At 60.0% G+C, this 24391-nt stretch carries 25 protein-coding genes; 13 read left to right on the top strand and 12 right to left on the bottom strand.

Annotated features, from left to right (window positions below; genetic code table 11):
- The first annotated feature begins 227 nt into the window (after positions 1-227).
- A complete protein-coding gene (locus tag EKA13_RS07730; RefSeq protein WP_065758807.1) occupies positions 228-515 on the top strand; it encodes a DUF3077 domain-containing protein in 288 nt (95 codons plus the stop codon).
- A gap of 38 nt (positions 516-553) precedes the next feature.
- Positions 554-1498, top strand: coding sequence for an alpha/beta hydrolase family protein (locus tag EKA13_RS07725; RefSeq protein WP_065758806.1), 945 nt, complete (start codon positions 554-556; stop codon positions 1496-1498).
- 415 nt (positions 1499-1913) lie between these two features.
- On the opposite strand, the gene EKA13_RS07720 is transcribed toward EKA13_RS07725, so the two are convergent.
- The 4 genes from EKA13_RS07720 to EKA13_RS07705 all read right to left on the bottom strand — a co-directional run bounded on the left by EKA13_RS07720 (position 1914) and on the right by EKA13_RS07705 (position 3939).
- Complete coding sequence (locus EKA13_RS07720; protein ID WP_065758805.1) at positions 1914-2255, bottom strand: HopJ type III effector protein; 342 nt, start codon at positions 2253-2255, stop codon at positions 1914-1916.
- Positions 2248-2544, bottom strand: a complete 297-nt coding sequence (locus EKA13_RS07715; RefSeq protein WP_065758804.1) for a DUF1244 domain-containing protein — start codon at positions 2542-2544, stop codon at positions 2248-2250. The genes EKA13_RS07720 and EKA13_RS07715 overlap by 8 nt, the downstream gene beginning before the upstream one ends.
- A 36-nt stretch (positions 2545-2580) precedes the next feature.
- On the bottom strand, positions 2581-3276 hold the full coding sequence (folM, locus tag EKA13_RS07710) for a dihydromonapterin reductase (protein WP_065758803.1): 696 nt from the start codon (positions 3274-3276) through the stop codon (positions 2581-2583).
- Between the two features lie 87 nt (positions 3277-3363).
- The gene (locus EKA13_RS07705) at positions 3364-3939 is read right to left on the bottom strand and encodes an antibiotic biosynthesis monooxygenase (protein ID WP_065758802.1); all 576 of its coding nucleotides are present in this window, start codon (positions 3937-3939) and stop codon (positions 3364-3366) included.
- 218 nt (positions 3940-4157) lie between these two features.
- Here EKA13_RS07705 and EKA13_RS07700 point away from each other — a divergent pair, with 218 nt between their 5' ends.
- The gene (locus tag EKA13_RS07700) at positions 4158-5108 is read left to right on the top strand and encodes a MerR family transcriptional regulator (protein ID WP_065758801.1); all 951 of its coding nucleotides are present in this window, start codon (positions 4158-4160) and stop codon (positions 5106-5108) included.
- An 11-nt stretch (positions 5109-5119) separates the two neighbouring features.
- Here the strand turns inward: EKA13_RS07700 and EKA13_RS07695 are convergent, their stop codons facing one another.
- On the bottom strand, positions 5120-5728 hold the full coding sequence (locus tag EKA13_RS07695; protein ID WP_065758800.1) for a hypothetical protein: 609 nt from the start codon (positions 5726-5728) through the stop codon (positions 5120-5122).
- Between the two features lie 69 nt (positions 5729-5797).
- Positions 5798-6256, bottom strand: coding sequence for a PAS domain S-box protein (locus EKA13_RS07690; protein WP_065758799.1), 459 nt, complete (start codon positions 6254-6256; stop codon positions 5798-5800).
- A 146-nt stretch (positions 6257-6402) separates the two neighbouring features.
- On the opposite strand from EKA13_RS07690, the gene EKA13_RS07685 reads away from it, so the two are divergent.
- Both EKA13_RS07685 and EKA13_RS07680 read left to right on the top strand, forming a co-directional pair.
- Complete coding sequence (locus tag EKA13_RS07685; RefSeq protein WP_065758798.1) at positions 6403-6858, top strand: flavodoxin; 456 nt, start codon at positions 6403-6405, stop codon at positions 6856-6858.
- Positions 6859-7062: 204 nt separating this feature from the next.
- Positions 7063-7962 (top strand): alpha/beta fold hydrolase, encoded by a 900-nt coding sequence (locus tag EKA13_RS07680; RefSeq protein WP_065758797.1) that lies wholly within the window; start codon positions 7063-7065, stop codon positions 7960-7962.
- 744 nt (positions 7963-8706) lie between these two features.
- On the opposite strand, the gene EKA13_RS07675 is transcribed toward EKA13_RS07680, so the two are convergent.
- Positions 8707-8925: a hypothetical protein gene (locus EKA13_RS07675; RefSeq protein ID WP_125862918.1), complete on the bottom strand. Its 219-nt coding sequence runs from the start codon at positions 8923-8925 to the stop codon at positions 8707-8709.
- 42 nt (positions 8926-8967) lie between these two features.
- On the opposite strand from EKA13_RS07675, the gene EKA13_RS07670 reads away from it, so the two are divergent.
- Positions 8968-12030, top strand: coding sequence for a hypothetical protein (locus tag EKA13_RS07670; protein WP_065758795.1), 3063 nt, complete (start codon positions 8968-8970; stop codon positions 12028-12030).
- On the opposite strand, the gene EKA13_RS07665 is transcribed toward EKA13_RS07670, so the two are convergent.
- On the bottom strand, positions 12002-12781 hold the full coding sequence (locus EKA13_RS07665) for an IclR family transcriptional regulator (protein WP_065758794.1): 780 nt from the start codon (positions 12779-12781) through the stop codon (positions 12002-12004). The two genes, EKA13_RS07670 and EKA13_RS07665, sit on opposite strands and share 29 nt — an antisense overlap.
- A gap of 172 nt (positions 12782-12953) precedes the next feature.
- Here EKA13_RS07665 and hmgA point away from each other — a divergent pair, with 172 nt between their 5' ends.
- The 3 genes from hmgA to maiA are packed head-to-tail and all read left to right on the top strand — an operon-like array spanning position 12954 to position 16193.
- Entirely contained in the window at positions 12954-14255 is a 1302-nt protein-coding gene (gene hmgA / locus EKA13_RS07660; RefSeq protein WP_065758793.1) for a homogentisate 1,2-dioxygenase, read from the top strand.
- A 3-nt stretch (positions 14256-14258) separates the two neighbouring features.
- On the top strand, positions 14259-15551 hold the full coding sequence (gene fahA, locus EKA13_RS07655) for a fumarylacetoacetase (protein WP_065758792.1): 1293 nt from the start codon (positions 14259-14261) through the stop codon (positions 15549-15551).
- 15 nt (positions 15552-15566) lie between these two features.
- Positions 15567-16193 (top strand): maleylacetoacetate isomerase, encoded by a 627-nt coding sequence (gene maiA / locus EKA13_RS07650; protein WP_065758791.1) that lies wholly within the window; start codon positions 15567-15569, stop codon positions 16191-16193.
- Positions 16194-16211: 18 nt separating this feature from the next.
- Here maiA and EKA13_RS07645 read toward each other — a convergent pair whose 3' ends face one another.
- On the bottom strand, positions 16212-17018 hold the full coding sequence (locus EKA13_RS07645) for a SirB1 family protein (protein ID WP_065758790.1): 807 nt from the start codon (positions 17016-17018) through the stop codon (positions 16212-16214).
- A gap of 119 nt (positions 17019-17137) precedes the next feature.
- Between EKA13_RS07645 and EKA13_RS07640 the strand changes: the two genes are divergently transcribed.
- Positions 17138-18157: a Leu/Phe/Val dehydrogenase gene (locus tag EKA13_RS07640; RefSeq protein ID WP_065758789.1), complete on the top strand. Its 1020-nt coding sequence runs from the start codon at positions 17138-17140 to the stop codon at positions 18155-18157.
- A 6-nt stretch (positions 18158-18163) separates the two neighbouring features.
- Here the strand turns inward: EKA13_RS07640 and EKA13_RS07635 are convergent, their stop codons facing one another.
- On the bottom strand, positions 18164-18430 hold the full coding sequence (locus EKA13_RS07635) for a YebG family protein (protein ID WP_065758788.1): 267 nt from the start codon (positions 18428-18430) through the stop codon (positions 18164-18166).
- Between the two features lie 276 nt (positions 18431-18706).
- On the opposite strand from EKA13_RS07635, the gene EKA13_RS07630 reads away from it, so the two are divergent.
- The gene (locus EKA13_RS07630) at positions 18707-19177 is read left to right on the top strand and encodes a phosphate-starvation-inducible protein PsiE (protein ID WP_065758787.1); all 471 of its coding nucleotides are present in this window, start codon (positions 18707-18709) and stop codon (positions 19175-19177) included.
- 576 nt (positions 19178-19753) lie between these two features.
- Here EKA13_RS07630 and EKA13_RS07625 read toward each other — a convergent pair.
- Positions 19754-20158, bottom strand: coding sequence for an HPF/RaiA family ribosome-associated protein (locus EKA13_RS07625; protein ID WP_065758786.1), 405 nt, complete (start codon positions 20156-20158; stop codon positions 19754-19756).
- A gap of 325 nt (positions 20159-20483) precedes the next feature.
- Between EKA13_RS07625 and EKA13_RS07620 the strand changes: the two genes are divergently transcribed.
- Positions 20484-22451: a ligand-gated channel protein gene (locus EKA13_RS07620; protein WP_065758785.1), complete on the top strand. Its 1968-nt coding sequence runs from the start codon at positions 20484-20486 to the stop codon at positions 22449-22451.
- A gap of 21 nt (positions 22452-22472) precedes the next feature.
- On the opposite strand, the gene EKA13_RS07615 is transcribed toward EKA13_RS07620, so the two are convergent.
- Positions 22473-23348: a helix-turn-helix domain-containing protein gene (locus EKA13_RS07615; protein WP_065758834.1), complete on the bottom strand. Its 876-nt coding sequence runs from the start codon at positions 23346-23348 to the stop codon at positions 22473-22475.
- Positions 23349-23483: 135 nt separating this feature from the next.
- On the opposite strand from EKA13_RS07615, the gene EKA13_RS07610 reads away from it, so the two are divergent.
- Positions 23484-24389, top strand: a complete 906-nt coding sequence (locus tag EKA13_RS07610) for a DMT family transporter (protein WP_065758784.1) — start codon at positions 23484-23486, stop codon at positions 24387-24389.
- Positions 24390-24391 lie beyond the last annotated feature (2 nt).

Raw genomic sequence — 24391 nt, 5'->3', positions numbered from 1 at the left:
CAATCCCGTGACCGACCTTGGCCGGTCGAATCAATCAAGGCGCACAGCGCCCACCATCCGAATGCAGGCGCTTTTTGGCGCTTGCATGTCGTGCTATGGCGGCTGTGCGCGGGACACCTTCGGGTGTGCCGGGTGCCTTGATTCCCGGTCGGCCAACCTGCGTACAGTCGCCACCATTCACTTGCTTGGCCGCAAGCGGTGACGGCTCCTCTAATCAAGGAGTTCCTATGCACACCTCCGATTCCCCTCCGATTACGACCGCACAAGGTGTGGTGTTCCATTGCACGGGCGATGCACACCAGCAGCGCGCGCTGTTCTGCGTGGTTGACGGTGTACCGATAGCCGATGCGCTGAGCAGCATTTCCGATTTGCTGGCCCCCGCGCGAGCGGCGGTGTATGCCGCTGCCATGGGTGAGCAGGTGCTGGCCGGAGACAGCGCCTGGCTGGTGCACCATAGCCTCGACAGCGCCAAAGCCGTGGTGGATGCCCTGATCGGCACACTCAACCCGCCGTAAAGGTGCTAGCGTTGACCCCACTATAAAAAGGGGGGCGCATGTCGATCATCCTTCAGCAGCACCCGGCGCCGGTTGCCGGTGCCTCAGGCGAGGCGTTTCGTGAGCAGGCCGCCGATGGTTTCAGCCTCGGCGGTTTTACCTGGCGTCATGGCAAGGCTGATAGCGCGCGGGCGGTGGTCATCATCAACGCGGCTACCTCGGTACGCTGCCGGTTCTACTTCCGTTTCGCCGAGTACCTGTTTGCCAATGGCTTCGATGTGATCGTCTACGACTACCGGGGCATCGGTGAGTCGCGGCCAGCGTCGATGCGCGGGTTTCAGGCGTCCTGGTCCGACTGGGGCGTACTGGATTTCGAGGCGATGCTGCAGCGGGCGATGCGTGTGTTTCCCGGTCAGCCCATTGATGTCATCGGCCACAGTTTTGGTGGGTGTGCCGCGGGGCTGGCGCCTTCGTCGGCGGTGATTCGGCATTTGGTCACGGTGGGGGCGCAATTTGCCTACTGGCGTGATTACGCCGCGGCCAGCCGTTGGCAACTGGTGTGCAAATGGCATGTGTTGATGCCGTTGCTGACACGGTTGTGTGGCTATTTTCCGGGCAAGCGGCTGGGCTGGCTGGAAGACACGCCGGCTGGCGTGGTGCGTGACTGGAGCCGATCCAGTGCGCGCTATGAAACGCGGCCCAGTGGTCAGGCGTTGGCCGAGTTGCACTTTGCCCGGGTAACGGCGAAAACCCTGGCCATCAGCCTGAGCGATGATCCGTTTGGTACCGTACCAGCGATTGAGCGATTGCTGGCGTATTTCAAGGCCAGCCCACGGGTGCACCTGCGTATTGTCCCTGAAGATATCGACGAGGCGCAGGTGGGGCATTTTGCGTTTTTTCGTAGCCGCTACGAAGGGCGTTTATGGCCGATTGCGTTGGGGTGGTTGAAGCGTGGCGAACTGACCGCGTGCGCACCGGGGCGGGTGGTCCCGCCCTACGCCTGACATGCAGCCTGTAGGAGCCGGGCTTGCCCGCGATGCAGACTCCGCGCAGCCACTGGTACCGCGCTGACGCCATCGCAGGCAAGCCAGCTCCAACAGGGATTGTAGGAGCCGGGCTTGCCCGCGATGCAGGCGCCTCGTATCCACTGGCACCGCGCCGGGGCCATCGCAGGCAAGCCAGCTCCAACAGGGATTGTAGGAGCCGGGCTTGCCCGCGATGCAGACTCCGCGCAGCCACTGGCACCCCGCTGACGCCATCGCAGGCAAGCCTGCTCCAACAGGGATTGTAGGAGCCGGGCTTGCCCGCGATGCAGACGCCTCGTATCCACTGGCACCGCGCCGGGGCCATCGCAGGCAAGCCTGCTCCAACAGGAAATGCAGTGTTCTGCAAAGATCCCTGTGGGCGATGCCGTTTGGGTCAGGCTTTGCGCTTCAGCGGCTGTACGCTGAATTTCACGCCCGCCAGGCCGTGTTCGATCAGGGCACGAATGTTGGCGTGGTCGGTGCCTTGTGGTGTAGCCACTACGCTGCGGTAGTGTTCGCCGAACGCCAGCAGGGCTTCCTGGTCGCTCAGGCCTTCCAGCAGGGCCAGGCCCAGGGTTTTGCACGAGCCTTCGTTCTGCCCGGCTGCGTTTTCGACGCCGCCATTGTTGAACGCCTGTGGCTGGTAGTCGTAGCCCGCCGCGATGAACGCCAGGGTGTCGGCAAAGACGTGTTCGCCGCTGTTGAGGCTGGCGCGCAGGGTGGTCAGGTCAGTCATGGGTTTTTCCTTTGGCAAATGCCGCCTGTTGTTCTGGGCTGGCTTCTTTCTGGTATTGGCTTTTCCACTCGGCATAAGGCATGCCGTACACCACTTCGCGGGCGTCATCCAGGCTGAGGTCGATCTGGCGCTCGTCGGCAGCGGCCTTGTACCACTTGGACAGGCAGTTACGGCAGAAGCCGGAGAGGTTCATCAGGTCGATGTTCTGCACGTCGGTACGCTTGCGCAGGTGTTCGACCAGGCGGCGAAAGGCCGCCGCTTCGAGTTCGAGTTGCTCTTGAGGCGTCATGGCTAGTCTCGTGAAGGTGTGGCGCAGTGGGTCAGTTTACCGCGATACGGCTTTTTTCAGGTGGCGACCGCCGTTGATCACCACGCTGCTGCCCGTGCTGTACTGGCTCTCCAGCAGGAAGAGCACCGCGTCGATCAACGGTTGAGCCCCGGGCTCGAACTCCAGCAGGGCCTTTTTCAGGGTTTGCTGGCGGTACTCTTCGTCGCTGTTTTCCTTGAGGATCAGCAAGCCCGGAAGGATCGCGTTGACGCGTACGCGCGGTGCGTACTTTTCTGCAAAGGACAGCACCATGTTCTGCAGCGCCGCCTTGGTTGCGGCATAGCCAATATGGCTTTTGCTGCCGCGTGAGGAGGTTTCATCGCAGACATGGATGATGTCTGACTTGTCCAGCTTCAGCAGGTGTTCGCCCAAGGCCAGGTTGAGGTGGTAGGGCGCCTCTACATGCAACTTGAACATGGTATTGAGGTTGGCCAGGCTGTCGTCCAGCCACAGCGAGGCGTTGTGGATGATAGCGCGCAAGCCGTCGAAGTTGTCTTGCAGGAACTGGATCAGCGCCAGGCGATCTTGCTCGTCGCACAGGTCGGCCTGGAACTGGATGATGTTCGGGTGCGCGGCCTCTGGGCTCTTGCTACGGCTGGCGCTGACGACGGTATGGCCGGCTTGCGCAAGCCTCAGAGCCAGTGCCAGGCCAACACGTTGGCTGGCTCCGGTGACTAGAATTGGGCTGTTCATGTAAGGGCGGTCAACTTTTCTTACGTGTTCGCAGGGTTAGTGCCCAGCATACCCGAACTGCGCAGTGTTGCACGCGCCCTGAGCCGGCTAGCGGCTTTCCAGTGTGGGGGCCGTGGGCGTGGCGGGGTGTGTGCTGCTGGCGTTGAGCCAACCGGCCAGGCAACGGGTCGACAGTGGGATGAAGACGTAGACCATCATCGGCGTCAGGGCCAGGGTGCTGAGCAGCACGCGTGGCAGCAGGCTCAACTCGGCGAGCCAGTGGCCGAACAGCAGGTTGAAGGCCAGCGATACCGGGAAGAACGCCAGCCAGATCGCCACGGCTTGTTTCCAGCGAGGTGGGCGCTGTGCGGCATTGCTGCCAAACCAGCCGTCGATACCACTGACACGGTGTTCCGACGGTTGTTGAAACAGGCCGTTGCCGCGGGCGAGCCATGCCGTGCGTGAGGCCGAGTGCTCCCAGGCATGCAGGGTTTTTTCGTCGGCAAAGCGAAAGATGATCTGGAATTCATCGTCTTGCGGCGGCGGGGCCAGCACGCCCGAACCCAGATAACCGGGAAAGTCGGTGGCCAGTTGTTCGCCTTCACGTAACCAGGCGATCAGGTCCTGGTAGCGGCCATTGGCAACGCGGCGCGCCACCATCAAGGTAACGGGTGGGGTAGACATCGTGTATCTCCTGGCTTTATGGAGGCGGCGGGTAGCCGCGCCCATGGAACGCTGCCCGGGGTGGTGGGCAGCGTTTGAACACAAGCAAGGATTATTCCGTAAATGGGCTGGCGCGTCAGTGCTGATCTACGCCGGGTGGGTTCAGATCGGTCTTGTGCCTTGGCGGCAATAGCGGAGTAGAATGGCCTCCACCTTCTGAAAATGCGGCTGTCCCGGCGATGACTGAATCCGCTCATCCCTCCCTGAGCTCCACTGCCCTCGATCACGAGGAGCTGTTTCCTATCCGTGAGGTGTCCCGATTAACCGGTATCAACCCGGTGACGTTGCGTGCCTGGGAGCGCCGTTATGGGTTGATCCAGCCAACACGCACCGAAAGTGGGCATCGGCTGTATTCCCAGGCCGATATTGACGAGGTCCGTAATATCCTCGGCTGGATCGAACGCGGTGTGGCGGTGAGCAAGGTCGGTAGCCTGCTTGCCAAGAGCCAGGTCATCAAGGCACAGACGCTGCAGGCACCACCACAAGGCGTGCAGAACGATTGGGCGCAGTGGCAGGTTCAGTTGCGCCAAGCGGTCCGCTCGTTCGATGAGCGCCAGCTTGAGCAAGTGTATGGGCAGGTGTTTGCCAGTTATCCGCTGGTGGTGGTGTTCCAGGACATTCTGATGCCCGTGTGGCAGGAACTGCGCACGGCCCAGGAGGTGTTTGGCCAGCTTAGCGAGTGGCTGTTCCTCGACGGTTTCCTGCGGGCCCGCGCCTTGCAACGTTTGCAGTTGGCGCGTGAGCAGCAAGAGCTCCATGTCGTGCTGGCGGCAATCCCCGGGCAATGCCGTGAGCTGGAGCTTTTGGTGGCCGCGTTGTTGCTGGGCAGCAGCGAGGTCGCCGTGAGCGTGCTGTCGCTGGGGCAACCGCTTGAGGAGTTGAGCCTGGTGTGCGAGCGTATCAAGCCTCATGCTCTGGTGTTGTTTTCCAATCATCCGCCGGCCCCTGACCTGCCCAAGCGTCTGGCGCGCCTGGCATTGGGCCTGGAGTGCCCGCTGTTGTTTGCCGGCGAAGCCGCAGACCTCGCCCAAGACCTGTTGATCGGCTCGCAGGTGGCGTGTCTGGGCAGTGAAGGGCGGTTGATGCGCAGGCGGCTGCAGCAGTATCTGGCGGGGCACCTCGATACCTGAAGGTGCGGCCTTCAGGCCGCGTGCACATCCGGATGCGCGCGGCGGTGTTGTTGCAGAATGTACTCGCGCAGGCGCTCGGTCTCGGCAGGGTGGCGCTGGCTCAGGCGATAGGCTGCAAGGCCGTCAGCCGCACGCCGTTGCAGGGTGCCCTCAAGTGCAATGGGTGCCTCTGCGCTCCCGGGGTTGAACCACAGCGAGAATCGCGCAGGTGGCTCTGGCTGGCGCACTTCAAGCAGTACCCCTTTGAACGATATCTCCCGTACCCATAGATCCGTGCTCAGGCCCATGTCGTCTTCCAGCGCAGCCGGCGTGTCCAGGGTCAGGCGCCAGGGGCGTACCATCGGCCCGTCTTCGTAGATGCTCGGCGCGCCCACTTGCAGGTGCGTGGCGTGGAACTCGTCTTCGACCAACTGCAGGGGAAAACTCATCTGGTGGTTTTCGAACTGCGCTTGCAGGGTGACCTGTTCGTGGGCGATCAGGCGGGTCAGCAGGTTCTTGAGTTGGCTGTCGCTGTTGAGCAGCAGGCTGGCGGTCGCATCCGCCACATCGAACTGCGGCGAATGTTGCATGTTCTGAATGAAGTCCAGCTCATCCTGGGTGAGTAGGGCGTCTGTTTGCATGGTCAAACCCGGAAGTCGTGATCGGTCTGCGAGGCGGTAAATTGATTGACAACAATCTGCCCGCTTTGTTTACGACCGTTGGTCGCTTTCCAGTACCTTGATACGGGCCAAGGCCTCGGCCAACTGCTGCTCCAGCTGTGCCGCACGCTGTTCGGCTTCCACCTGGCGGCTGACATCGTTCTGAATGCCAATGAAGTACTTCAGCTGATCGGCTTCATTGTAGACGGGCGTGATTGACAGTTCGTTCCAGAAGGCGGTGCCATCCTTGCGGAAGTTGTGCAGGATTTCTCGGCAGGGGCGGCCTTCCTTGATGGCTTGGCGGATACGTGCGCGTGCCGGTTGGTCGCGCTCGTTCTGTTGCAGGAAACGGCAGTCACGGTAGAGCACATCGTTGGCGGTATAGCCGGTGATACGCTCGAAGGCGGCGTTTACGTAGATCAGGATGGTGTCGTCGCCTTCCTGTTCCGCGACCACAATGCCGTCTGTGGAGGCGTCAATCATGCGTTGCAGCAGTTTGGCGTTGATCATGGACAAGGGCCTGCAAAATGGGAAGAACGACCTGACAGGATGGCTGATTCTAGAAGATTGCGCGTAGCCCTACACCTTTGGCGTGGGGCCATTTGCCAGCCTGCGGTGTTAGTATCCTACGTTTTTACTCAGTTTCGGAATCTACTATGAAAGTCGCCATCCTTTCCGGTTCGGTCTATGGTACTGCCGACGAAGTTGCTCGCCACGCCGAGTCGTTGCTCAAAGCCGCTGGTTTTGAGGCTTGGCATGCTGGCCGGGCGACCCTTCAAGACCTGCAAGGTTTTGCCCCAGAGGCTTTTCTGGCCGTGACGTCGACCACCGGCATGGGCGAATTGCCAGACAACCTGATGCCACTGTTCTGTGAAATCCGCGATGCCTTGCCGGCAATTTGGCGTGGATTGCCAGGTGCCGTGATCGGTCTGGGCGATTCGAGCTACGGCGATACCTTCTGTGCTGGCGGTGAACAATTACGCGAATTGTTTGCCGAGATGGGCCTGAAGGAAGTGCAGCCGATGCTGCGCCTGGATGCCAGTGAGACCGTTACCCCGGAGGCCGATGCCGAACCCTGGTTGGCCGGGTTTGCTGCTGCCCTGCGCGGCTGAGCGGTGCTGTTGGTCGCCTTGTCCTGACCTTTTTGCGCAATGACTCACACGGTCAATAGGCTGGCTGGCAATGCAACTCTCGGGTTGATCAAAGCTGGCTAGACTGTTTGCCAGCAGCGCACATGAATGTGCCGAGGTGATTGCAATGAATAGCGCCAATACCTTGCTCAAGAGGACTTCGACCACGCCACGGGGACTGCGCAGATGCCTCTTGCCGAGATACCGTTAAGTGTCTGGCGCACCCGGGGGCATCATTTTTCGTTCCGGGGCCAAACCCTCCGTTACTGGACCGCCGGCCATGGCGAACCACTGCTGTTGCTCCATGGCTTTCCAACCGCCAGTTGGGATTGGCACTATCTCTGGCAGCCTCTGGCACAGCGCTATCAGGTGATTGCCTGTGACATGCTCGGTTTTGGCGATTCCTCAAAGCCCCTGCACTACAGCTACAGCCTGCTGGAGCAGGCGGATATCCAGCAGGCGTTGCTTGAGCACCTGCAGGTCACTGAGCCTGTGCATCTGTTGGGGCATGATTATGGGGCTACGGTCGCTCAGGAGCTGGTGGCGCGTCACCATGAAGGGCGGGCGCAGATCGCCAGTTGCGTGTTCCTCAATGCAGCGCTGTTCCCCGAGTGCCATCGGCCTCTGCTGATTCATAAGCTGCTGCTTAGTCGGCTTGGCTGGCTGGTGGCACGCTCGTTTCGGCGTGATGATCTGGTCAATTGCGTCAGCAAGATCTACGGGCCTCGCACCCGTCCCAGTGAAAGTGCGCTGGATGACTGCTGGAGCCTGATGGTTGCCAACCGTGGCATGCGGGTATTGCACAAGCTCAGTACCTACCCGTTGGAGTGCATGACCTATCGCGAGCGCTGGGTCGGGGCGTTGCTGGTGGGCGGTGTGCCGCTACGGTTTATCAATGGCCTGGTGGACCCGGTTTGCGGAGGCCATGTGGTTGAGCGTTACCGGCAGTTGGTGCCGGAGCCCGATACGGTGCTGCTGCCGGGAGTTGGGCATTACCCACACACCGAATCACCGGTCCAGGTGCTGTATCACTACCTGGCGTTCCGCGCTTACTCCCGGCTGGGGCGGCCACTGAAACAGGCCTGATCCTGAATGTTGAGGATGTTCCTGTTGGTGTGGGCCCGGTGACGCTGCCACAAATGATTTGATTCTGGCACCGATCGCTCATCGCTTCACTGCGATGACGCGGCCGACTGAAGCCCGCAGCGGTACAGAATAAAAAAGGCCGCTGCAAAGCAGCGGCCAAGTAAGACGTAGATCAAGGAGCTTCAAAATCAACGTCGGTGAACTGGGTAGGTACTCCGCTATTGAGTAAGCCTACAAGCCTGCCAGGAGTTGCTTGTTGAGCGGCTCTACTGGGCAGGTGGGCTTAGAATAAGGCGCTGATCTTTCAGGAAAAATAGTGGTTTCTGACATTCTCTTTTACGCAGGCTGTAATAGTTTTAGGTTATGCAGCACTTTCACCGCAGGCAAGACGGCGTGTTGGTGTTTTGTTTTGGGGTGTTTTTTTATGTCGGAAAACAGGCAGTAAGTGGGTTGTAAATAAGCGCGCTGAAGGAAAACACTTTTAAGTACTGGGCGCATTAATTGGATCCATTAGTTCTGATTAATTTTGATACTTTTCAGGCACTTTCTCCTCTTGGGTTTGCACGTTCTTGTGGGTAGTTTCTTGGCCGCTAATAACCACATTCACAAGGATGGCGAATGAATACCTCTACACCGTTTACATTGTCCACTGAACGACTGGAGAACTTCAGTGTGCAAGAACTTCTACTTGAAATGACCAATACCGTATTGAAGATACAGTCGGTTTTAAGCACGGCCCCTTCTTTAGCGCAGGTCATACGTCAACAGTTTCAGGTGCGAATGGCTGCGTTGGGTTGCGATGTTGATCTTCAGGCCTTGCGGGTTCAACAGGGCGTACCGCTGATCGACCTTGCGCTGCAGGCCATGGTTGATCAGCAGGCACTGTCGCTTGAGCAAATGGGCCCGCAGCTTTTCGCGGCGGGTGCAACTCAGCCCATCAATGCCGATGTAAACCTTATTCATCAGGTGCTTGGCGAACTGCTTCCCCAGTGGGCTGATACATGGTTGGAGCAACTTCAAGATTTTTGGGCGGGCGCGTTAAGCCCCGATGAAGCGTTTGGCCCAGACACCCTTAACCAACTGCTGGCCTATCTGTTCTTTCTCGATATTAATTTGTGGGCCAAGGGACGCCCTGAAAGAGCCGCCCGTTGCAAGCAGTTGAAGGAGAGCATCGTTAATAGTGGTACGACGCTCAGGGCACTTTCGCTGGTTGACGATAGCGGGCAGGCCACTCCACTTTCGCAGGCCTTCGTATCAGGTGATTTTGCCGAGCATCCCGCCGACACAGTGGTGTGTTTGTACAGCACCTGGGATGGGCTGGGGCTGTATGGTGATCTTCAGTCGCTGCTGGGTGACGTGACGTGGCGCCTGCAAAAAACTGAAACGCGTCAACCACTGTTACAGCACTTGGCGCCTGCGCAACAGGCCCTGCTTCAGGGGCAGACGCTCACGGTTGTCGAGCAGCCTTTTGCTGAAGACGTGTTCAAACAACACGTTGCTGATCTGCAGCGTACTCAGCGACAGTGGTTTCTCGACATCCTGCAGAACGCACGTGCTCACTCGCAGCCTGCACCTCAGGTGTGGGAAGCGCTGGCTGCGATGGAGCAGCAGCGCATACTGGTTTCAACGCTTCAGGCGCGTCATGCCGATCGCCTCAGGCAGTACCGTGTTTCCCGTCAACCAGACTGGTTGCGGTTTCTGGTCGGTGACGAAAAAGTCGCTTATGAGCAGCGTGAAAAAACGCTCGAAGATGCCCAACTGCGTGTAGATACGTTGCTTGAGGGGCATGCCAGCCATGAGGATTATGCCCGCCTGCAAATCCAGGCATATGTGCAAAAGCACCTGGGGCTGACCATCGACGCTGAGCAAGTTGTGCTCAATGTCGCGTACTCAATAGACCTCGATGGCCATGTACAAACCGGCAGCCGGCAATTGAGCCTTGGCCAATGGGTGCTCTCGGGAGGCTATCAAGGGCAAGAGGCTCAGGTCGTTGTGCAGGTTGTCCAAGGGCCAGACCTTTCGGCGCAGTTCATTGCTGCGATGATTGCCGAGCTGAATCTGCGCATGGGTTACATCGATGCCGTGCGAGCCCTTTACCTGACAGAGGAGGGAACAGCTGCGATGGCCGACGCCCTGCAGGCGCGCTTGTCGTTGTCGTTTCTGAGTGCGCGTTATCAGGGCATGGACCCAACGGCATTTGAGGTGTTTGAACGCCTTGGTCAGCACAACGGCTCGTTGGCGTCGCTGGGTGTCGAGGTGGGATGTGTGTTGCTCAATGAGCAAGGGGTGGTACTGAAGGATCTGTTCTATGTGCGTTATCCCCAGGGTGATGACTGGCGCTATATCGTTTACGCGCCGGGTGCGCCAGGGGGTGATGTCAGGGTGTTTGACGCTGTGCATCATCTGAGCGACGCCATGGCTGGGTGGTCAGCTACAGCGCCAGGCTGTGATTATCTGGTCGGCCAGGTTGCCTTTGCAGAGCGGTCCGGCTTCAGGCGCCATCTTGAGCAACAGCATCGCTCCACCACGCATTGGATACGTAACAGCATGGTGCTGAAGCCTTGGGAGGCAAGCACATGGAGCGACGCGCTGTCCAAGATTGCCTCAATGAAAGTGGAGGGTCTGCTGGATGAGCTGCAGGCCGTCACGCCGAAATGGTACCGCGATGCTACCCCCAACGACCGTCAGGCGCTGAGCAACCTGGACTTCATGTTGCAGGCACTTGGCCAGGAATATGAAAAAAACTACAGCCTTCCCCATTTCCGAAGCTTTGCCCACCATGAAGTCGGGCAATGGCTCAACACGTTGCTCGGTTCGAATTCAACGGGTGGCTGGGTAGACCCTGACACGGTGTTGGTAACACTTGAGGCGGGCGCCGAGATGACGCTGACTCAAGTGGTGATAAGCGGATACGGCAGCAGTTTCAATTTCGAGGAGTTCGCCAGGTTCGCCTCAACCCGCGGGCAGGATCTGTCGAGGCTTGATCGTCGACGTGTGGCGAGCTACATACGTTCGGCAAAGTTGGGGGAGCGCTATATCGCGCAGGCCAAGCAGACACTGGTGAAGACCGATGCGAAATACGGCCTGTATCGCGCATTGCATGGCCACTTGCTGCGCCTGCAGATCACGCGGACCGCGCTCTGCGAAGTGTTGCAGGGGAACCTTTCGTCAGCGCAGCGCCGCTGGATGAAGGCGACGGTCGAATCGCTGCTGGAACTCGAACCGCCCGTGGTGGGTGGCGACAGAACCTACCAAAAGGACGGTGTGTACCAGCTTGCCTTGCGCGGCCAGCGTATCGAAGGTGTCTATATTCTCCGGCACATGCAGGGCAATGCCGCGGACGACCTGCTGTACACCCCGGATGCCCCTGATGGCCGCTGGTTGCGCAGTCGGGAAGACCTGATCAGTCAATGGAAGGCGTATGGCCTCGGTGATTACTTCTATCGCCGAGTGGCGATCAAGGATCAGCGGATCATCGGTACCTTGATTAACGATATCGCGCGCGCGGGTGACCCCACCGATCTGATCGTCAGTGCCTACGGTGAGTACACCCGGATCAGTGATCTTGGTGATGAGTTCGATGCCATGACGCTGCGCATCATCGACGATGTCGATCACGACACGACCAGCGTTGCCGAGCGGATATCGCGGTTGTTGTTTGAGGTGGTGCTCAGTACCGCGTCCATTCTTTCGATGCCGTTTCCACCGGCGTCAATGACGATATCGGCCTTTACTACGTTGCGAGCATTCACGAGGGGGGCGCTGGCCTACCGTGATGGTGACCGGGCTTCAGCGCTGGTTTCCTTTGCGTTGTCAGGGTTGGGGGTATTCTCGATGGCAGGGGGATGGGGGCGCTTGCTTGCTGCCCTTTCCAAGTCGTCGAGTGGGCAGAGTTCTGCCCAGGTGGCGTTGCTCAAAAACTTGTGCAAGGAGCTCGTAGCACCCGTCGCGCCCAAGGCCGCGAGCCCTACCTACAAGGTGTTCAAGGAAGAGCTGACACTGTTCCTTGGTGGCCTGGAAGCCAGCGCGCAGGCTCTCCCTAAAGGTCATGCCCCATTCGCCAGCTAATGGTTTTTGCAGTGGCCAGCAGCCGTTGAGCGGCTGGCCCCTGTTCATCGGCATGAAAGATCGAGGTCGGGCCGACCACGGTGATAACCGCCGCGATCTTGCCGACCGCGTTGAACACGGGCGCTGATAGCGCATCGACGCCGGGCATCAGCAGGCCGTGGATATGGTGCAGGCCACGTTCACGGATTTGCGCAAACAAGGCGTCGTACTCACTGGCGGTCTGCTTCAGGGCCGCCAGTTCCTGATCGCGCAGCTCGAGGGTTTCGCGCTCCGGCAGGTAGGCACCGAACACCAGCCCGGTGGATGAGCTGAGCAGCGGCAGTACCGAGCCGATCTGCGTGACCACAGTTACGGCACGCACGGCCGGCTCAATGCTGACCACGGTTGGGCCCTTATTGCCCCATACGGCCAAAAAGCAGCTTTCATTAAGCTCATCACGTAATTGCGACAGCGGCATTGCGCCGACCTTCAATACATCGATGCCACCCAGTGCGGCCAGGCCGATGCGCAGCGCTTCACGGCCCAGCCCGTAGTGGTTGGTCGCCGGGTTCTGTTCGGCAAAACCGCTGGCGATCAACGCCTGCAGGTAGCGGTGAACCTTGCTTGCGGGCATTTGAACGTGTTCGGCCAGGCGTGACAGTGACGTGGCGGGCGACAGTTCAGCCAGGGCCTTGAGGATGTCGGTGCCGACCTCTGCCGAGCGAACCTTCTGTTTGCCGGTGCTATCGGCGGTGGAGCTGGCTTTGGCCATGGGGCATTCGATCCGGGAGAGACAGGAGGGCGTCTTTATAGCTTGACGGACTTTGGCAATCAAATTACGTTATGCGTAATGTGATTACGATAAAAATAATGCAGACGTGCTGTCACCGCCTGGTCGGTTCGCAGCCAACTGCCCGTAACCGGCCTCATGGCCAGGAGTCTCGATGAACCTCGATTCCACGTCCTCACTCAGCTACCAGAGCGGTTTCGGTAACGAATTCGCCAGCGAAGCATTGCCGGGCGCCCTGCCTGTCGGGCAAAACTCTCCGCAAAAGGCCCCGTACGGGCTGTACGCCGAACTGTTCTCCGGCACCGCGTTCACCATGACCCGCAGTGAACTGCGCCGCACCTGGATGTACCGTATCCGGCCGTCGGCCCTGCATCCGGCGTTCGAGCGCCTGGAGCGTCAGTTGGCCGGTGGCCCATTGGGCGCGGTGACGCCAAACCGGCTGCGCTGGAACCCGCTGGATATCCCCGCCGAGCCGACCGATTTCATCGACGGCTGGGTCGCCATGGCGGCCAACTCGGCTGCTGACAAGCCAGCGGGTGTGAGCGTCTACAGCTATTGCGCCAATCGCTCGATGGAGCGCGTGTTCTTCAACGCCGACGGCGAACTGTTGCTGGTGCCGGAGCAGGGCCGCCTGCGTATCGCCACCGAGCTCGGTGTGCTGGAGGTCGAACCACTGGAAATCGCCGTGCTGCCGCGTGGCTTGAAGTTCCGTGTCGAACTGCTCGACGGTACCGCGCGCGGCTACATCGCCGAGAACCACGGTGCGCCGCTGCGTATCCCGGACCTTGGCCCGATTGGCAGTAACGGCCTGGCCAACCCGCGTGATTTCCTGGCGCCGGTGGCCCATTACGAAGAGCACCAGGGCCCTGTGCCGTTGGTGCAGAAGTTCCTGGGTGAGCTGTGGGGCTGTGTGTTGCAGCATTCGCCGCTGGATGTGGTGGCGTGGCATGGCAACAACGTGCCGTACAAGTACGACCTGCGCCGTTTCAACACCATTGGCACCGTCAGCTTCGACCACCCGGACCCATCGATTTTCACCGTACTGACCTCGCCGACCAGCGTACCGGGCATGGCCAACATCGACTTCGTGATTTTCCCGCCACGCTGGATGGTGGCCGAGAACACCTTCCGTCCGCCATGGTTCCACCGCAACCTGATGAACGAGTTCATGGGCCTGATCCAGGGGGCTTATGACGCCAAGGCCGAAGGTTTCCTGCCTGGCGGTGCGTCGCTGCACAGCTGCATGAGCGCCCATGGCCCGGATGCTGAAACCTGTGCCAAGGCGATTGCCGCTGACCTGGCACCGAACAAGATCGATAACACCATGGCCTTCATGTTCGAGACCAGCCAGATGCTGAGACCGACGCGCCATGCACTGGAATGCCCGCAATTGCAGGCCGACTACGATAGTTGCTGGGCATCGTTGCCGAGCACCTTCACCCCGAATCGGAGATAACCCATGAATCAGTCCGCCATTGCCCGTAGTTGGGTCGATCACGCCAACGGGCATAGCGATTTCCCGCTGCAGAACCTGCCCCTGGGTATCTTCAGCCGTAACGACCAGACGCCACGCTGTGGTGTTGCCATTGGCGATGCCATCCTCGACCTGGAAGGCGCTTTGGCCGCGGGCCTGTTCGAGGGCCAAGCCCGTGCTGCTGTCGAGGCTACCCGTGGCGGTGCGCTGAATGCGTTCTTCGCATTGGGCCGTGGTGCCCGGGTTGCCCTGCGCGAGCGTCTGCTGGCGCTGTTGGGTGAACACAGCGAGCACCAGGCCGCACTGCGACCACTGCTGTATCCGGCTGCTGAGTGCCAGTTGCACCTGCCTGCCCGGATTGGCGATTACACCGACTTCTACGTAGGCATCGAACACGCCAAGAACGTTGGCAAACTGTTCCGTCCGGACAACCCTTTGCTGCCGAACTACAAGTATGTGCCGATTGGTTATCACGGCCGTGCTTCGACCATTCGTCCGTCGGGTACGGATGTCCGTCGGCCGAAGGGCCAAACCCTGCCTGCCGGGCAGAGCGAGCCGACCTTCGGCCCTTGCGCACGGCTTGATTACGAGCTGGAGCTGGGCATCTGGATCGGCCAGGGCAACGCGTTGGGCGAGGCCATTCCGGTGGCCGAAGCAGCTGAGCATATCGCCGGCTTCTGCCTGCTCAACGACTGGTCGGCGCGTGACATCCAGGCGTGGGAGTACCAGCCACTGGGCCCGTTCCTGTCCAAGAGCTTCATCTCTACGGTTTCGCCGTGGGTGGTGACGGCCGAAGCGCTGGAGCCGTTCCGTTGCGCCCAACCGGCACGCCCGGAAGGCGACCCGCAGCCACTGCCTTACCTGCTCGACAAGCGCGATCAGGCGCTGGGCGCCTTCGACATCGAGCTGGAAGTGCTGCTGGTGACCGAGCGCATGCGTGAGCAGAACCTGCCGGCCCATCGCCTGACCCTGAGCAACACCTTGAGCATGTACTGGACCGTGGCGCAGATGGTCGCGCACCACAGCGTCAACGGTTGCCAGCTGCAATCGGGCGACCTGTTCGGTTCTGGCACCCTGTCGGGCGCTAAACCCGGTCAGTTCGGCAGCCTGCTGGAGATCACCCAGGGCGGCAAGGAGCCGATCGAGCTGGCATCCGGCGAAGTGCGCCGCTTCCTTGAAGACGGTGACGAGATCATCCTGCGTGCCCGTTGCATCCGCGACGGTGTTGCCAGCATCGGTTTTGGTGAGTGCCGCGGCAAGATCCTGCCAGCACACTAAAAAAGAGGGCAGGGCATGGAACTCTATACCTACTTTCGTTCGACGTCGTCGTACCGGGTACGGATTGCCCTGGCGCTCAAGGGGCTGGATTTCCAGTCCCTGCCGGTCAACCTGCTCAAAGGCGAGCAGCGTGAGCCTGCGTTTCTGGCGCTCAATCCTCAGGGCCGTGTACCGGCCCTGAGGGTCGACTCGGGGGCGTTGCTGGTACAGTCGCCGGCGATCATCGAGTATCTGGAAGAACGTTATCCACAGCCGGCACTGCTGCCTGCTGCACTTGAGCAACGCGCTCAAGTGCGTGGGGTGGCGGCGCTGATTGGTTGTGACATCCACCCGTTGCACAATGTCAGTGTGCTCAACCAACTGCGTCAGCTAGGGCATGACGAAACGCAGGTCAACCAGTGGATCGCCCACTGGATCAGCCAAGGGCTGGCGGCGGTTGAGCAGTTGATCGGTGACAGTGGCTACTGCTTCGGCGCGCAACCGGGCTTGGCGGATGTCTACTTGATTCCCCAGTTGTATGCCGCGCAGCGGTTCAGTATCGATCTCGGCGCTTATCCTCGCATCAATCGGGTAGCGGCGCTGGCCGCGCAACACCCGGCGTTCATCCAGGCACACCCGTCTAACCAACCGGATACCCCATGACGCGGCAGGTGATGAGGCTCAATGAATCGATGTCGCTTTGGGGGGCAGGTGGCTCAGGCGCTCGGTCAGGCGTAAACGCTGGATCGGGTCTTCGCTGAGCAACAAGGCATGCTCCAGGTCGAAACGTTCGGCCTGTGGGCAATCCAGTCGCTGGTAGAGCGTGGCTCTGGCCAGGTAGTCACTGGCATTGGCTGCCCCTAGTTCGACGACCCGTTCAGCATCTTTCAGTGCTGCCAGGTCGTCGTCATGGGTGGTGTGCAATTGCCGCAGGTTGCGTGAAAGGCGTTGCAGCATCTGGCGTGGGCTGGCGGTCAGCAGGTGTTCTGCGCTCAAGGTCATTTGCGGGCCGAACTGCCGGCCGAGCAGTTCGCGACAGTCGGCAGGGTACAGGCGACGTCCACCACACGGGTCGAGCAGGTGGTCGGCGCCCGGTACTCGCAGCAGGAAGTATCCCGGAAAGTTCACCCCCTCCAGTGGAATGGACAATCTGCGGGCCAGTTCGAGGCTCAACAGTGCCAAGGCCAACGGCTGGCCGCGACGGCGCAGCAGCACCTTGTCCAGCAAGGCTGCCTGAGGGCGTAAGGGGTAATACTCATCCTGCTGAAACCCCAGCGCGCAGAGCTGCCGCAGCAGAGGCTGGGCCAGTTCGTTCACAGACAACATGGGCAGGCCAACACTGACCTCGCGTTGCAGCGTTTGCACCTGCGCCAGGCAGTCGGCAGGTTGCACGCCGGGGTCATGCTCGGCGGCGATCCACAACCCCGCTTCAAACAGCGCGACAGGGTCACGTTCGAGGCAGGCCAGACAGGCTTTGCGTGGGTTCATGAAAGTCTCCGCTTACGCTTATTTTTTAGCCCCCTGCGTGGCTTTCGTCCAGTAGCGCTATCAGTTGCCCGGAGCGTGCCTATACTTGCATCAGCACCCAGCAATTCGGGAGCTTGTCGATGTTTTCGCTGATGCAAAGCACGCGCACCCACTCGCTGCACCTGTGTATCGATCCTCCGACCGGGCTCAAGGCCGTGATTGCTATTCACAATGAGCAGCGTGGCCCCGCCATGGGCGGGTGTCGCTACCTGGCCTACCCCGACGATGACAGTGCGATGATCGACGCCATTCGTCTGGCTCAGGGTATGAGTTACAAGGCTGCATTGGCCGGCTTGCCGCTGGGTGGGGGCAAAGCGGTGATCATTCGAAACCCGCATGTAGAAAACCGAGCCGCGCTGTTTGAGGCTTTCGGTCGTTTTGTCGACTCACTCGAGGGGCGGTACATCACGGCCATCGACAGCGGTACGTCGACGTTGGACATGGACTGCATTGCGCAAACAACACAGCATGTCACGAGCACCACCGCGTCAGGTGATCCCTCGCCGTATTCGGCCATGGGCGTGTTTGCCGGTATCCGTGCGACTTCAATGGCGCGCTTGGGCAGCGACAACCTGGAAGGTTTGCGTGTGGCGGTGCAAGGGTTGGGTAATGTGGGCTTCGCCTTGGCGGAGCAGTTGCATGCGGCGGGCGCCGAACTGCTGGTCAGCGATCATGATCCTGGGCGGGTGCAATTGGCGATGGAGCAGTTCAATGCCCATCCGATTGCGTCTGAGGCGCTGATCAGTACCCCATGCGATATCTTTGCGCCCTGCGGTTTGGGTTCGATTCTTACAGGACAGAGTGTAATGCAGCTTCGTTGTGCTGCCGTTGCAGGGTCGGCGAACAATCAACTGACCACCCTGCAGGTGGCCGATCAGCTGGAAAACCGCGGCATCCTGTACGCACCGGATTACATCATCAACTCAGGCGGCCTGATTTATGTGGCGCTCAAGCACCAAGGTGAAGAGTTGCCGACCATTACCGAGCACCTGGCGCGCATTCCGTCGCGGCTGACAGAGGTCTTTGCCCATGCCCAGGCAGAGAAGCGCTCGCCAGCGCGCGTTGCGCAAACCTTGGCCGAGCGGCTGCTATACCCTTGAGTTGGGTTACTCGGCAGGGCTTTCGTCACCCAGCAGTTCGCTGAGCGCGTCGGGTTGGCTCTTGAAGGCCTTGGCGAAGACGTCGCGGTTTTTCGCCATGTAGATACCGGCGTCCTCAACCTGCTGTTCACTCAGTGACGGCACGGCTTTCTTCAGCACTTCGGCCAGCAGTTCAGCCAGCTCGAGCATCTTGTCGTGACGGTCTGCTTCGGCTTTATCCATGAACAAGCGCTCCAGGTCTCGGCTGCTGCGGTACACCACTTCGACGGCCATTCATCACCTCACATGCCTTTCGATAATTGAATAATACGAATACTGTATTTTTGTACAGTAAAGAGGATAAGGCAATCCCTCGGCTTTGAATAGTGGCATTTTTGCAGCCCCTGCCTCGGTCTTTAGCCCCCGGTCGCATTGAACGGGTGCACGCGCACGTGCCTTGCGGCAATCTGCCGCCTTCTCAAACCCAGTGCCTGGCCTTTTTACTGCATGCAGATAAAGCGTCATGTACTTGCCGCATTCTCCTTCAAGCCGTATCAAGGAATCTGTACCGTGAATAACAATTGGGCTGACAAACTGCGAAAAAGCCTGCATGGCTCTGCCGACTCACTGGGTAACTTGTGCGTTGAGGCCTTCCATTACCTGGCGTTGTTCGGTATCGGTGCGATCACGGCTTACGCCGCTGTAGTGACCTTCCTGGAGATGCTGGGCAAGGGCGGTGTCAGTGTCGATGACATCCTGCTGTTGTTCATCTACCTGGAATTGGGGGCGATGGTCGGTATCTATTTCAAGACCAACCACATGCCAATCCGCTTCCTGTTGTATGTGGCGATCACCGCCTTGACCCGTCTGCTGATCGGCGATGTATCGCATCACAAGGCCCCCGACGCAGGCCTGTTGTATGTGTGCGGCGGTATCCTGCTGCTGTCGTTCTCGATCCTGGTGGTGCGCTTCGCCTCGTCCCGCTACCCCTCGACCAAGGCGATTGACGCCAGTGGCAAGGAAATCGAAGAGGCCAAATAGGGCTGCTCGGTTTGTGTTGGAGCAGGCTGCCTGCTATGGCGTCGGCGGGGTGTCCGAGAGTGCGCGGCGTTTGTATCGCGGGCAAGCCCGGCTCCTACAGGCTGCATTCTCTGTTGGAGCAGGCTTGCCTGCGATGGCGTCGACGGGGTGTCCGTGAGTGCGCGGCGACTGCATCGCGGGCAAGACCCGCTCCTACAGGTTGCATTTTCTGTTGGAGCAGGCTTGCCTGCGATGGCCTCGGCGCGGTGACCGTGAGTGCGCGGCGTTTGCATAGCGGGCAAGCCCGGCGCCTACAGGTTGCATTTTCTGTTGGAGCTGGCTTGCCTGCGATGGCCTCGGCGCGGTGACCGTGAGTGCGCGGCGTTTGCATCGCGGGCAAGCCCGGCTCCTACAGGCTGCATTCTCTGTTGGAGCAGGTCTTGCCTGCGATGGGGGCGGCGGGGTGCCAGTGAGTGCGCGGCGTTTGTATCGCGGGCAAGACCCGCTCCCACAGTGATCAGCGCCAGAATTTCGTTGGCTAAAAAAAGAACCCCCGCTAAAAGCGGGGGTTCGTCAGCAACCTGGGGTTAGCCGTCTTCAGCTATTGAGGGCTTGCTGATTTTCCTCGAAGTCTTCCTGTAGCAACTGATCGGTGTGTTCGCTTTCGGCGCTTTGCTGAGACACTGCACGTTTATTGCGCAGTTTGCCGTAGAAGTGTTCCAGCGCGTGGTTGAGCTTCTCGGCTGCACCGTCCACCGCCTGCTCAAGCGAAGCGGCCTTGTGGGTTACGGAGATCGGTTGGTGGCCTTTGGGGCGAGCCTCCATCTGGCAACGTTTGTCGTGTGGGCCGGGCTTGGTACCGTTTTCGTCCCCCAGATGAACTTCGATGCGTGTGAGATCCTCTTCGAAGCGGTCGAGCTGTTGTTCGACGGTGCTGCGAACCCACTGTTCCAGCCGGATGCTGCTTTGAATATGGTTGTCGCTATTGACATGGACTTGCATAGATCAATCCTTATTCAGCTAGCTCGCAAGAGAATCGATGATGCCGGTATGGACCGTGGCAGTCATCGCCTCTTGACTACAAGGTCAGGCAGTTGGCGAAACAATTCAAGCCCTTTTGAAAGAAAAATATCTTGTCGCAAAAAGCAGGCTTTGGAAGGTCCGTGGGCTTGCTCTGGATCAAGAGGCCTCATCGCTGGCGTGCTGGGTGGATTGTTACTGGAAGTGTAAAAAAGCGTAAAGGCGCTTTACTCGGTGGTGAGAATAAATATCATTCGCCCCCTGTTTCTATTTACGTAAAATTTACATTTCCAGGGAGAGGTTCACCATGTCCCCCAGCTTCACCAAGTCCTGCCTTGCACTCGCTTTGTGTTCGCTTTATACCGCCCAGGCTTCGGCCCAGAGCCTGCCTCTGGAGTTGGACAACATGGTGGTGACCGCCTCCGGTTTTTCCCAGCAGATCAAGGATGCCCCGGCGTCGATTTCGGTCATTTCCCGTGAGCAGATCGAGAACAAGTCCTACCGTGATGTCACCGATGCGCTGCGTGATGTGCCGGGTGTAGTGGTAACCGGTGGTGGCAGTTCCAGTGACATCAGTATTCGTGGCATGGCCTCGAAATACACCTTGATGCTGGTAGATGGCAAACGCCAGGACTCGCGCGCTACGCGTCCCAACAGTGATGGTGCCGGGATCGAGCAGGGCTGGATGCCACCGCTGGAAGCTATCGAGCGAATCGAGGTGGTGCGTGGGCCAATGTCGTCGTTGTACGGTTCCGATGCCATGGGCGGTGTGATCAACATCATCACGCGCAAGGTCACGCCACAGTGGTATGGCGGCGTTCGCACCGAGACGACGTTCCAGGACCGCTCCGATTCCGGGGACTACTCCAGCACCAGCGCGTTCATTTCCGGGCCTTTGGTGGAGAACCTGGTGGGCCTGCAGTTGTATGGGCAGCGCTCACGCCGTGACGAGGACCACATCGTCAACGGCTTCAATGAGCAGAGTACCGACAGTGCCACGGCCAAACTGTCGTTCACCCCGGACACGAACAACGACATCACCGTTGAAGCCGGAAAATCCGAACAGGAACGCAATGCCACCCTGGGCCGCTCGGCGCGTTCTTCTTCCTCGCAGAACGATTACGACCGTACGCATTTCTCTGTGAGCCACTCGGGCCGCTGGGAAAGCGTCACCACCGACAGCTACCTGCAGCGGGAGAAAATCGAGAACCCCGGCCGCAAGATGGAGCTGGAGAACACTGTGCTCAACTCCCAGGCGTCGTTCTACAGTGACTCGCACACCACGACCTTCGGTGGTCAGTACAAGTACGAAGACCTGAGCGATCAAGGCAACCAGCTTGCCTCGGCGGCTACCCTCAATCAGCTTACCCGCTGGTCCTGGGCGTTGTTCGCTGAAGACGAGTGGCGTCTGACCGATCAGTTCGCCCTGACCGGCGGCTTGCGCATGGACCGTGACGAGAACTACGGCACGCATTGGTCGCCACGCCTGTATGGGGTGTATCACCCGACCGAGCAGTGGACGATCAAGGGGGGGGTGTCCACTGGCTACCGTTCGCCGGACATCCGTGCGGCTGTTGACGATTGGGGCCAGATCACCGGCGGTGGTGGCGATCCGGCGATTATCGTCGGCAATTCGGCACTGAAGCCGGAGGAAAGCGTCAGCCAGGAGATCGGTTTCATTTGGGACAACCTGGAGGGCTTCTCGACCGGCCTGACGGTGTTCAACACCGACTTCAAGGACAAGATCACCGAGCAGCGTCGTTGCACCGACAGCACGGGCAATGCGTCTGGGCAGTGCCAGATCGCGGGTACTTCGTACAAGTTCATCAGTGATCGGGTGAACGTCGATGAGGCGCAGATGCGTGGCGTCGAGGCCACTCTGGACTGGGCCATTACCCAGCGCCTGACATTGGCGACCAACTATACCTTCACCGATTCCGAGCAGAAGAGCGGGGCGCTCAAGGGCAAGGCGTTGAACCAGATGCCCCGGCACATGTTCAACGCCACCCTGGACTGGCAGAACACCGATCAGTTGGGCACATGGACGCGCCTGAACTACCGTGGCAAGACCTCCGACTATCTGGGGCGTACCACGATGTCTGATGGCACGCCGTCCTACACCTTTGTCGATGTTGGCGGCACCTACAAGGTGACCAAGAACCTCAAGCTGCTGGCGGGTGTGTACAACGTTTTCAACAAGGAAGTGGATTACGCCGAGTATCAAACGGTTCTGGACGGGCGTCGCTACACCGTCGGTATGGACCTGTCGTTCTGACCGAAGGGCGACGATATGGGGTTAGCTGCGTAGTGCCTGACGGTACTCGCCCGGTGTCGCGCCGAGGGCCTGACGGAAGCGGTTACTGAAGTGGCTGGCGCTGGCAAAGCCGCAGAGCAGGGCCACCTGGAGCATGGGCAGGTCACTGAAACGTAGCAGTTGGCGTGCCTTGGCCAGGCGCCGGGCCAGCAGGTACTGGTGCGGTGGCAGCCCAAAGCTGGTGCGGAACATGCGTGCGAAATGGTACTCGGACAGGTTGCACAGGGTGGCCAGTTCACCCAGGCTGATCGGCTGGTCGAGGTGCTGCTCGATAAAGTCGGCCAACTGCCGGCGTTGGTGCGGCGCCAGGCCACCTTTGAGCCTTACCCCCTGGCGCAAGCCGACCTGGTTGAGCAGGGCATGGCTGACCAGTTCATGGGCCAGGCTGCTGGTCAGCAGGCGCTCGGCAGGTTCGTCCCAGTCCAGGGCGATCAGTTGGCGAAAGCGTCGGGCCTGCTCGGGATCATCCAGAAAGGTGTTCTCTTGCAGTTGCAGCTCTCGCGGCTCACGGTCCAACAGGCGCACGCACTCCAGGGCGAATTGTTCCTGGGTGATGTACAGGTGTACCAGGCGGATCTTGCCGTTGATCACCCAGTTCGAGTCATGCCCGGCTGGAAGAATGCACAGCTTGTCCGGGCCTCCCTTGGCAGAGGGCCGTTCGCGGCGAAACGTGCCCGTGCCGCCGTCTATGTAGCACGACAGGGTGTGATGGCTGGGCGCCTGATAATCGCGTGCGTCGTCTTGATTGTTCCACAAGGCCGCTACCATGCCGTCACCCAGTTGCGCGCTGTGTTCCAGGCGGGTGTTGGGTGAATCATGCAGGGCGTTGAAGACTTGCAGGGTGTCCAGCGGTGTCATGGTGGTTACCTCTGTGGCCATCCTACCGCTGTCCACCGCAGCACACAGCAGTTGGCGATGGAAAAGCGCAAGTTTGTGCAAGCCCGGCCCAGTGCTCTGGGCAGACACTGCACCTCAGTTCAGAGGAGCTTTGTCATGAACCTGTTCTTGTACCTGTTGACCGTTGTGATCTGGGGCACCACCTGGATTGCCCTGAAACTGCAACTGGGCGTGGTCGCGATCCCGGTATCGATTGTCTACCGCTTTGCCTTGGCCGCCTTGCTGCTGTTCGCCATTCTGCTGCTCAGCCGCCGTTTGCAACCGATGAGCCGGCGGGCTCATGGCCTTTGTCTGGCGCAGGGGCTGTGCCTGTTCTGCGTGAACTTCATGTGCTTCCTGACGGCCAGTCAGTGGATTCCCAGTGGCCTGATTGCCGTGGTGTTCTCCACGGCGACCCTGTGGAACGCGCTCAACGCCAGGGTGTTCTTCGGGCAGCGGATCGCGGCCAACGTCATGGGCGGTGGTGCGCTGGGGTTGTCAGGGTTGGCGCTGTTGTTCTGGCCAGAACTGTCGGGGCATGCCGCCAGCCGTGAAACCCTGACCGGCCTGGCGCTCGCCTTGCTTGGCACCTTGTGCTTCTCGGCGGGCAATATGCTCTCCAGCCTGCAGCAAAAAGCCGGCCTGAAACCGATGACCACCAACGCGTGGGGCATGTTCTACGGGGCCACGATGCTGGCAGTGTATTGCCTGATCAGCGGCATTCCCTTCGCGATGGAATGGAACACGCGTTACATCGGCTCGCTGCTGTACCTGGTGATTCCGGGCTCGGTGATCGGCTTTACCGCTTACCTGACCCTGGTCGGGCGCATGGGACCGGAGCGTGCTGCGTACTGCACGGTACTGTTCCCGCTGGTGGCGCTGAACGTTTCGGCGTTCGTCGAAGGCTATCAATGGACGCCGCCGGCGTTGTTCGGCCTGTTGCTGGTGATGCTCGGTAACGTGCTGGTGTTCCGCAAGCCCAAGCCTCGGGTGCCCTTGGGCACCCTGGCTCAGCGCCTGTAGTC

This window comes from Pseudomonas defluvii, from assembly GCF_001695625.1.
Taxonomy (GTDB): Bacteria; Pseudomonadota; Gammaproteobacteria; order Pseudomonadales; family Pseudomonadaceae; genus Aquipseudomonas; species Aquipseudomonas defluvii.
Note: the sequence above shows the minus strand (reverse complement) of the source record. Positions and strands in the feature narration are given on the sequence as shown.

Coding starts and splice junctions, on each gene's coding strand:
- EKA13_RS07620 (WP_065758785.1), top strand. CDS start 20,484: ATGTCCCCCAGCTTCACCAAGTCCTGCCTTGCACTCGCTTTGTGTTCG.
- EKA13_RS07610 (WP_065758784.1), top strand. CDS start 23,484: ATGAACCTGTTCTTGTACCTGTTGACCGTTGTGATCTGGGGCACCACC.
- hmgA (WP_065758793.1), top strand. CDS start 12,954: ATGAACCTCGATTCCACGTCCTCACTCAGCTACCAGAGCGGTTTCGGT.
- EKA13_RS07705 (WP_065758802.1), bottom strand. CDS start 3,939: ATGTCTACCCCACCCGTTACCTTGATGGTGGCGCGCCGCGTTGCCAAT.
- EKA13_RS07715 (WP_065758804.1), bottom strand. CDS start 2,544: ATGACGCCTCAAGAGCAACTCGAACTCGAAGCGGCGGCCTTTCGCCGC.
- EKA13_RS07635 (WP_065758788.1), bottom strand. CDS start 18,430: ATGGCCGTCGAAGTGGTGTACCGCAGCAGCCGAGACCTGGAGCGCTTG.
- folM (WP_065758803.1), bottom strand. CDS start 3,276: ATGAACAGCCCAATTCTAGTCACCGGAGCCAGCCAACGTGTTGGCCTG.
- EKA13_RS07695 (WP_065758800.1), bottom strand. CDS start 5,728: ATGCAAACAGACGCCCTACTCACCCAGGATGAGCTGGACTTCATTCAG.
- EKA13_RS07720 (WP_065758805.1), bottom strand. CDS start 2,255: ATGACTGACCTGACCACCCTGCGCGCCAGCCTCAACAGCGGCGAACAC.
- EKA13_RS07700 (WP_065758801.1), top strand. CDS start 4,158: ATGACTGAATCCGCTCATCCCTCCCTGAGCTCCACTGCCCTCGATCAC.
- EKA13_RS07730 (WP_065758807.1), top strand. CDS start 228: ATGCACACCTCCGATTCCCCTCCGATTACGACCGCACAAGGTGTGGTG.
- fahA (WP_065758792.1), top strand. CDS start 14,259: ATGAATCAGTCCGCCATTGCCCGTAGTTGGGTCGATCACGCCAACGGG.
- EKA13_RS07685 (WP_065758798.1), top strand. CDS start 6,403: ATGAAAGTCGCCATCCTTTCCGGTTCGGTCTATGGTACTGCCGACGAA.
- EKA13_RS07725 (WP_065758806.1), top strand. CDS start 554: ATGTCGATCATCCTTCAGCAGCACCCGGCGCCGGTTGCCGGTGCCTCA.
- EKA13_RS07665 (WP_065758794.1), bottom strand. CDS start 12,781: ATGGCCAAAGCCAGCTCCACCGCCGATAGCACCGGCAAACAGAAGGTT.
- EKA13_RS07615 (WP_065758834.1), bottom strand. CDS start 23,348: ATGACACCGCTGGACACCCTGCAAGTCTTCAACGCCCTGCATGATTCA.
- EKA13_RS07640 (WP_065758789.1), top strand. CDS start 17,138: ATGTTTTCGCTGATGCAAAGCACGCGCACCCACTCGCTGCACCTGTGT.
- maiA (WP_065758791.1), top strand. CDS start 15,567: ATGGAACTCTATACCTACTTTCGTTCGACGTCGTCGTACCGGGTACGG.
- EKA13_RS07680 (WP_065758797.1), top strand. CDS start 7,063: ATGCCTCTTGCCGAGATACCGTTAAGTGTCTGGCGCACCCGGGGGCAT.
- EKA13_RS07675 (WP_125862918.1), bottom strand. CDS start 8,925: ATGAATAAGGTTTACATCGGCATTGATGGGCTGAGTTGCACCCGCCGC.
- EKA13_RS07645 (WP_065758790.1), bottom strand. CDS start 17,018: ATGAACCCACGCAAAGCCTGTCTGGCCTGCCTCGAACGTGACCCTGTC.
- EKA13_RS07690 (WP_065758799.1), bottom strand. CDS start 6,256: ATGATCAACGCCAAACTGCTGCAACGCATGATTGACGCCTCCACAGAC.
- EKA13_RS07625 (WP_065758786.1), bottom strand. CDS start 20,158: ATGCAAGTCCATGTCAATAGCGACAACCATATTCAAAGCAGCATCCGG.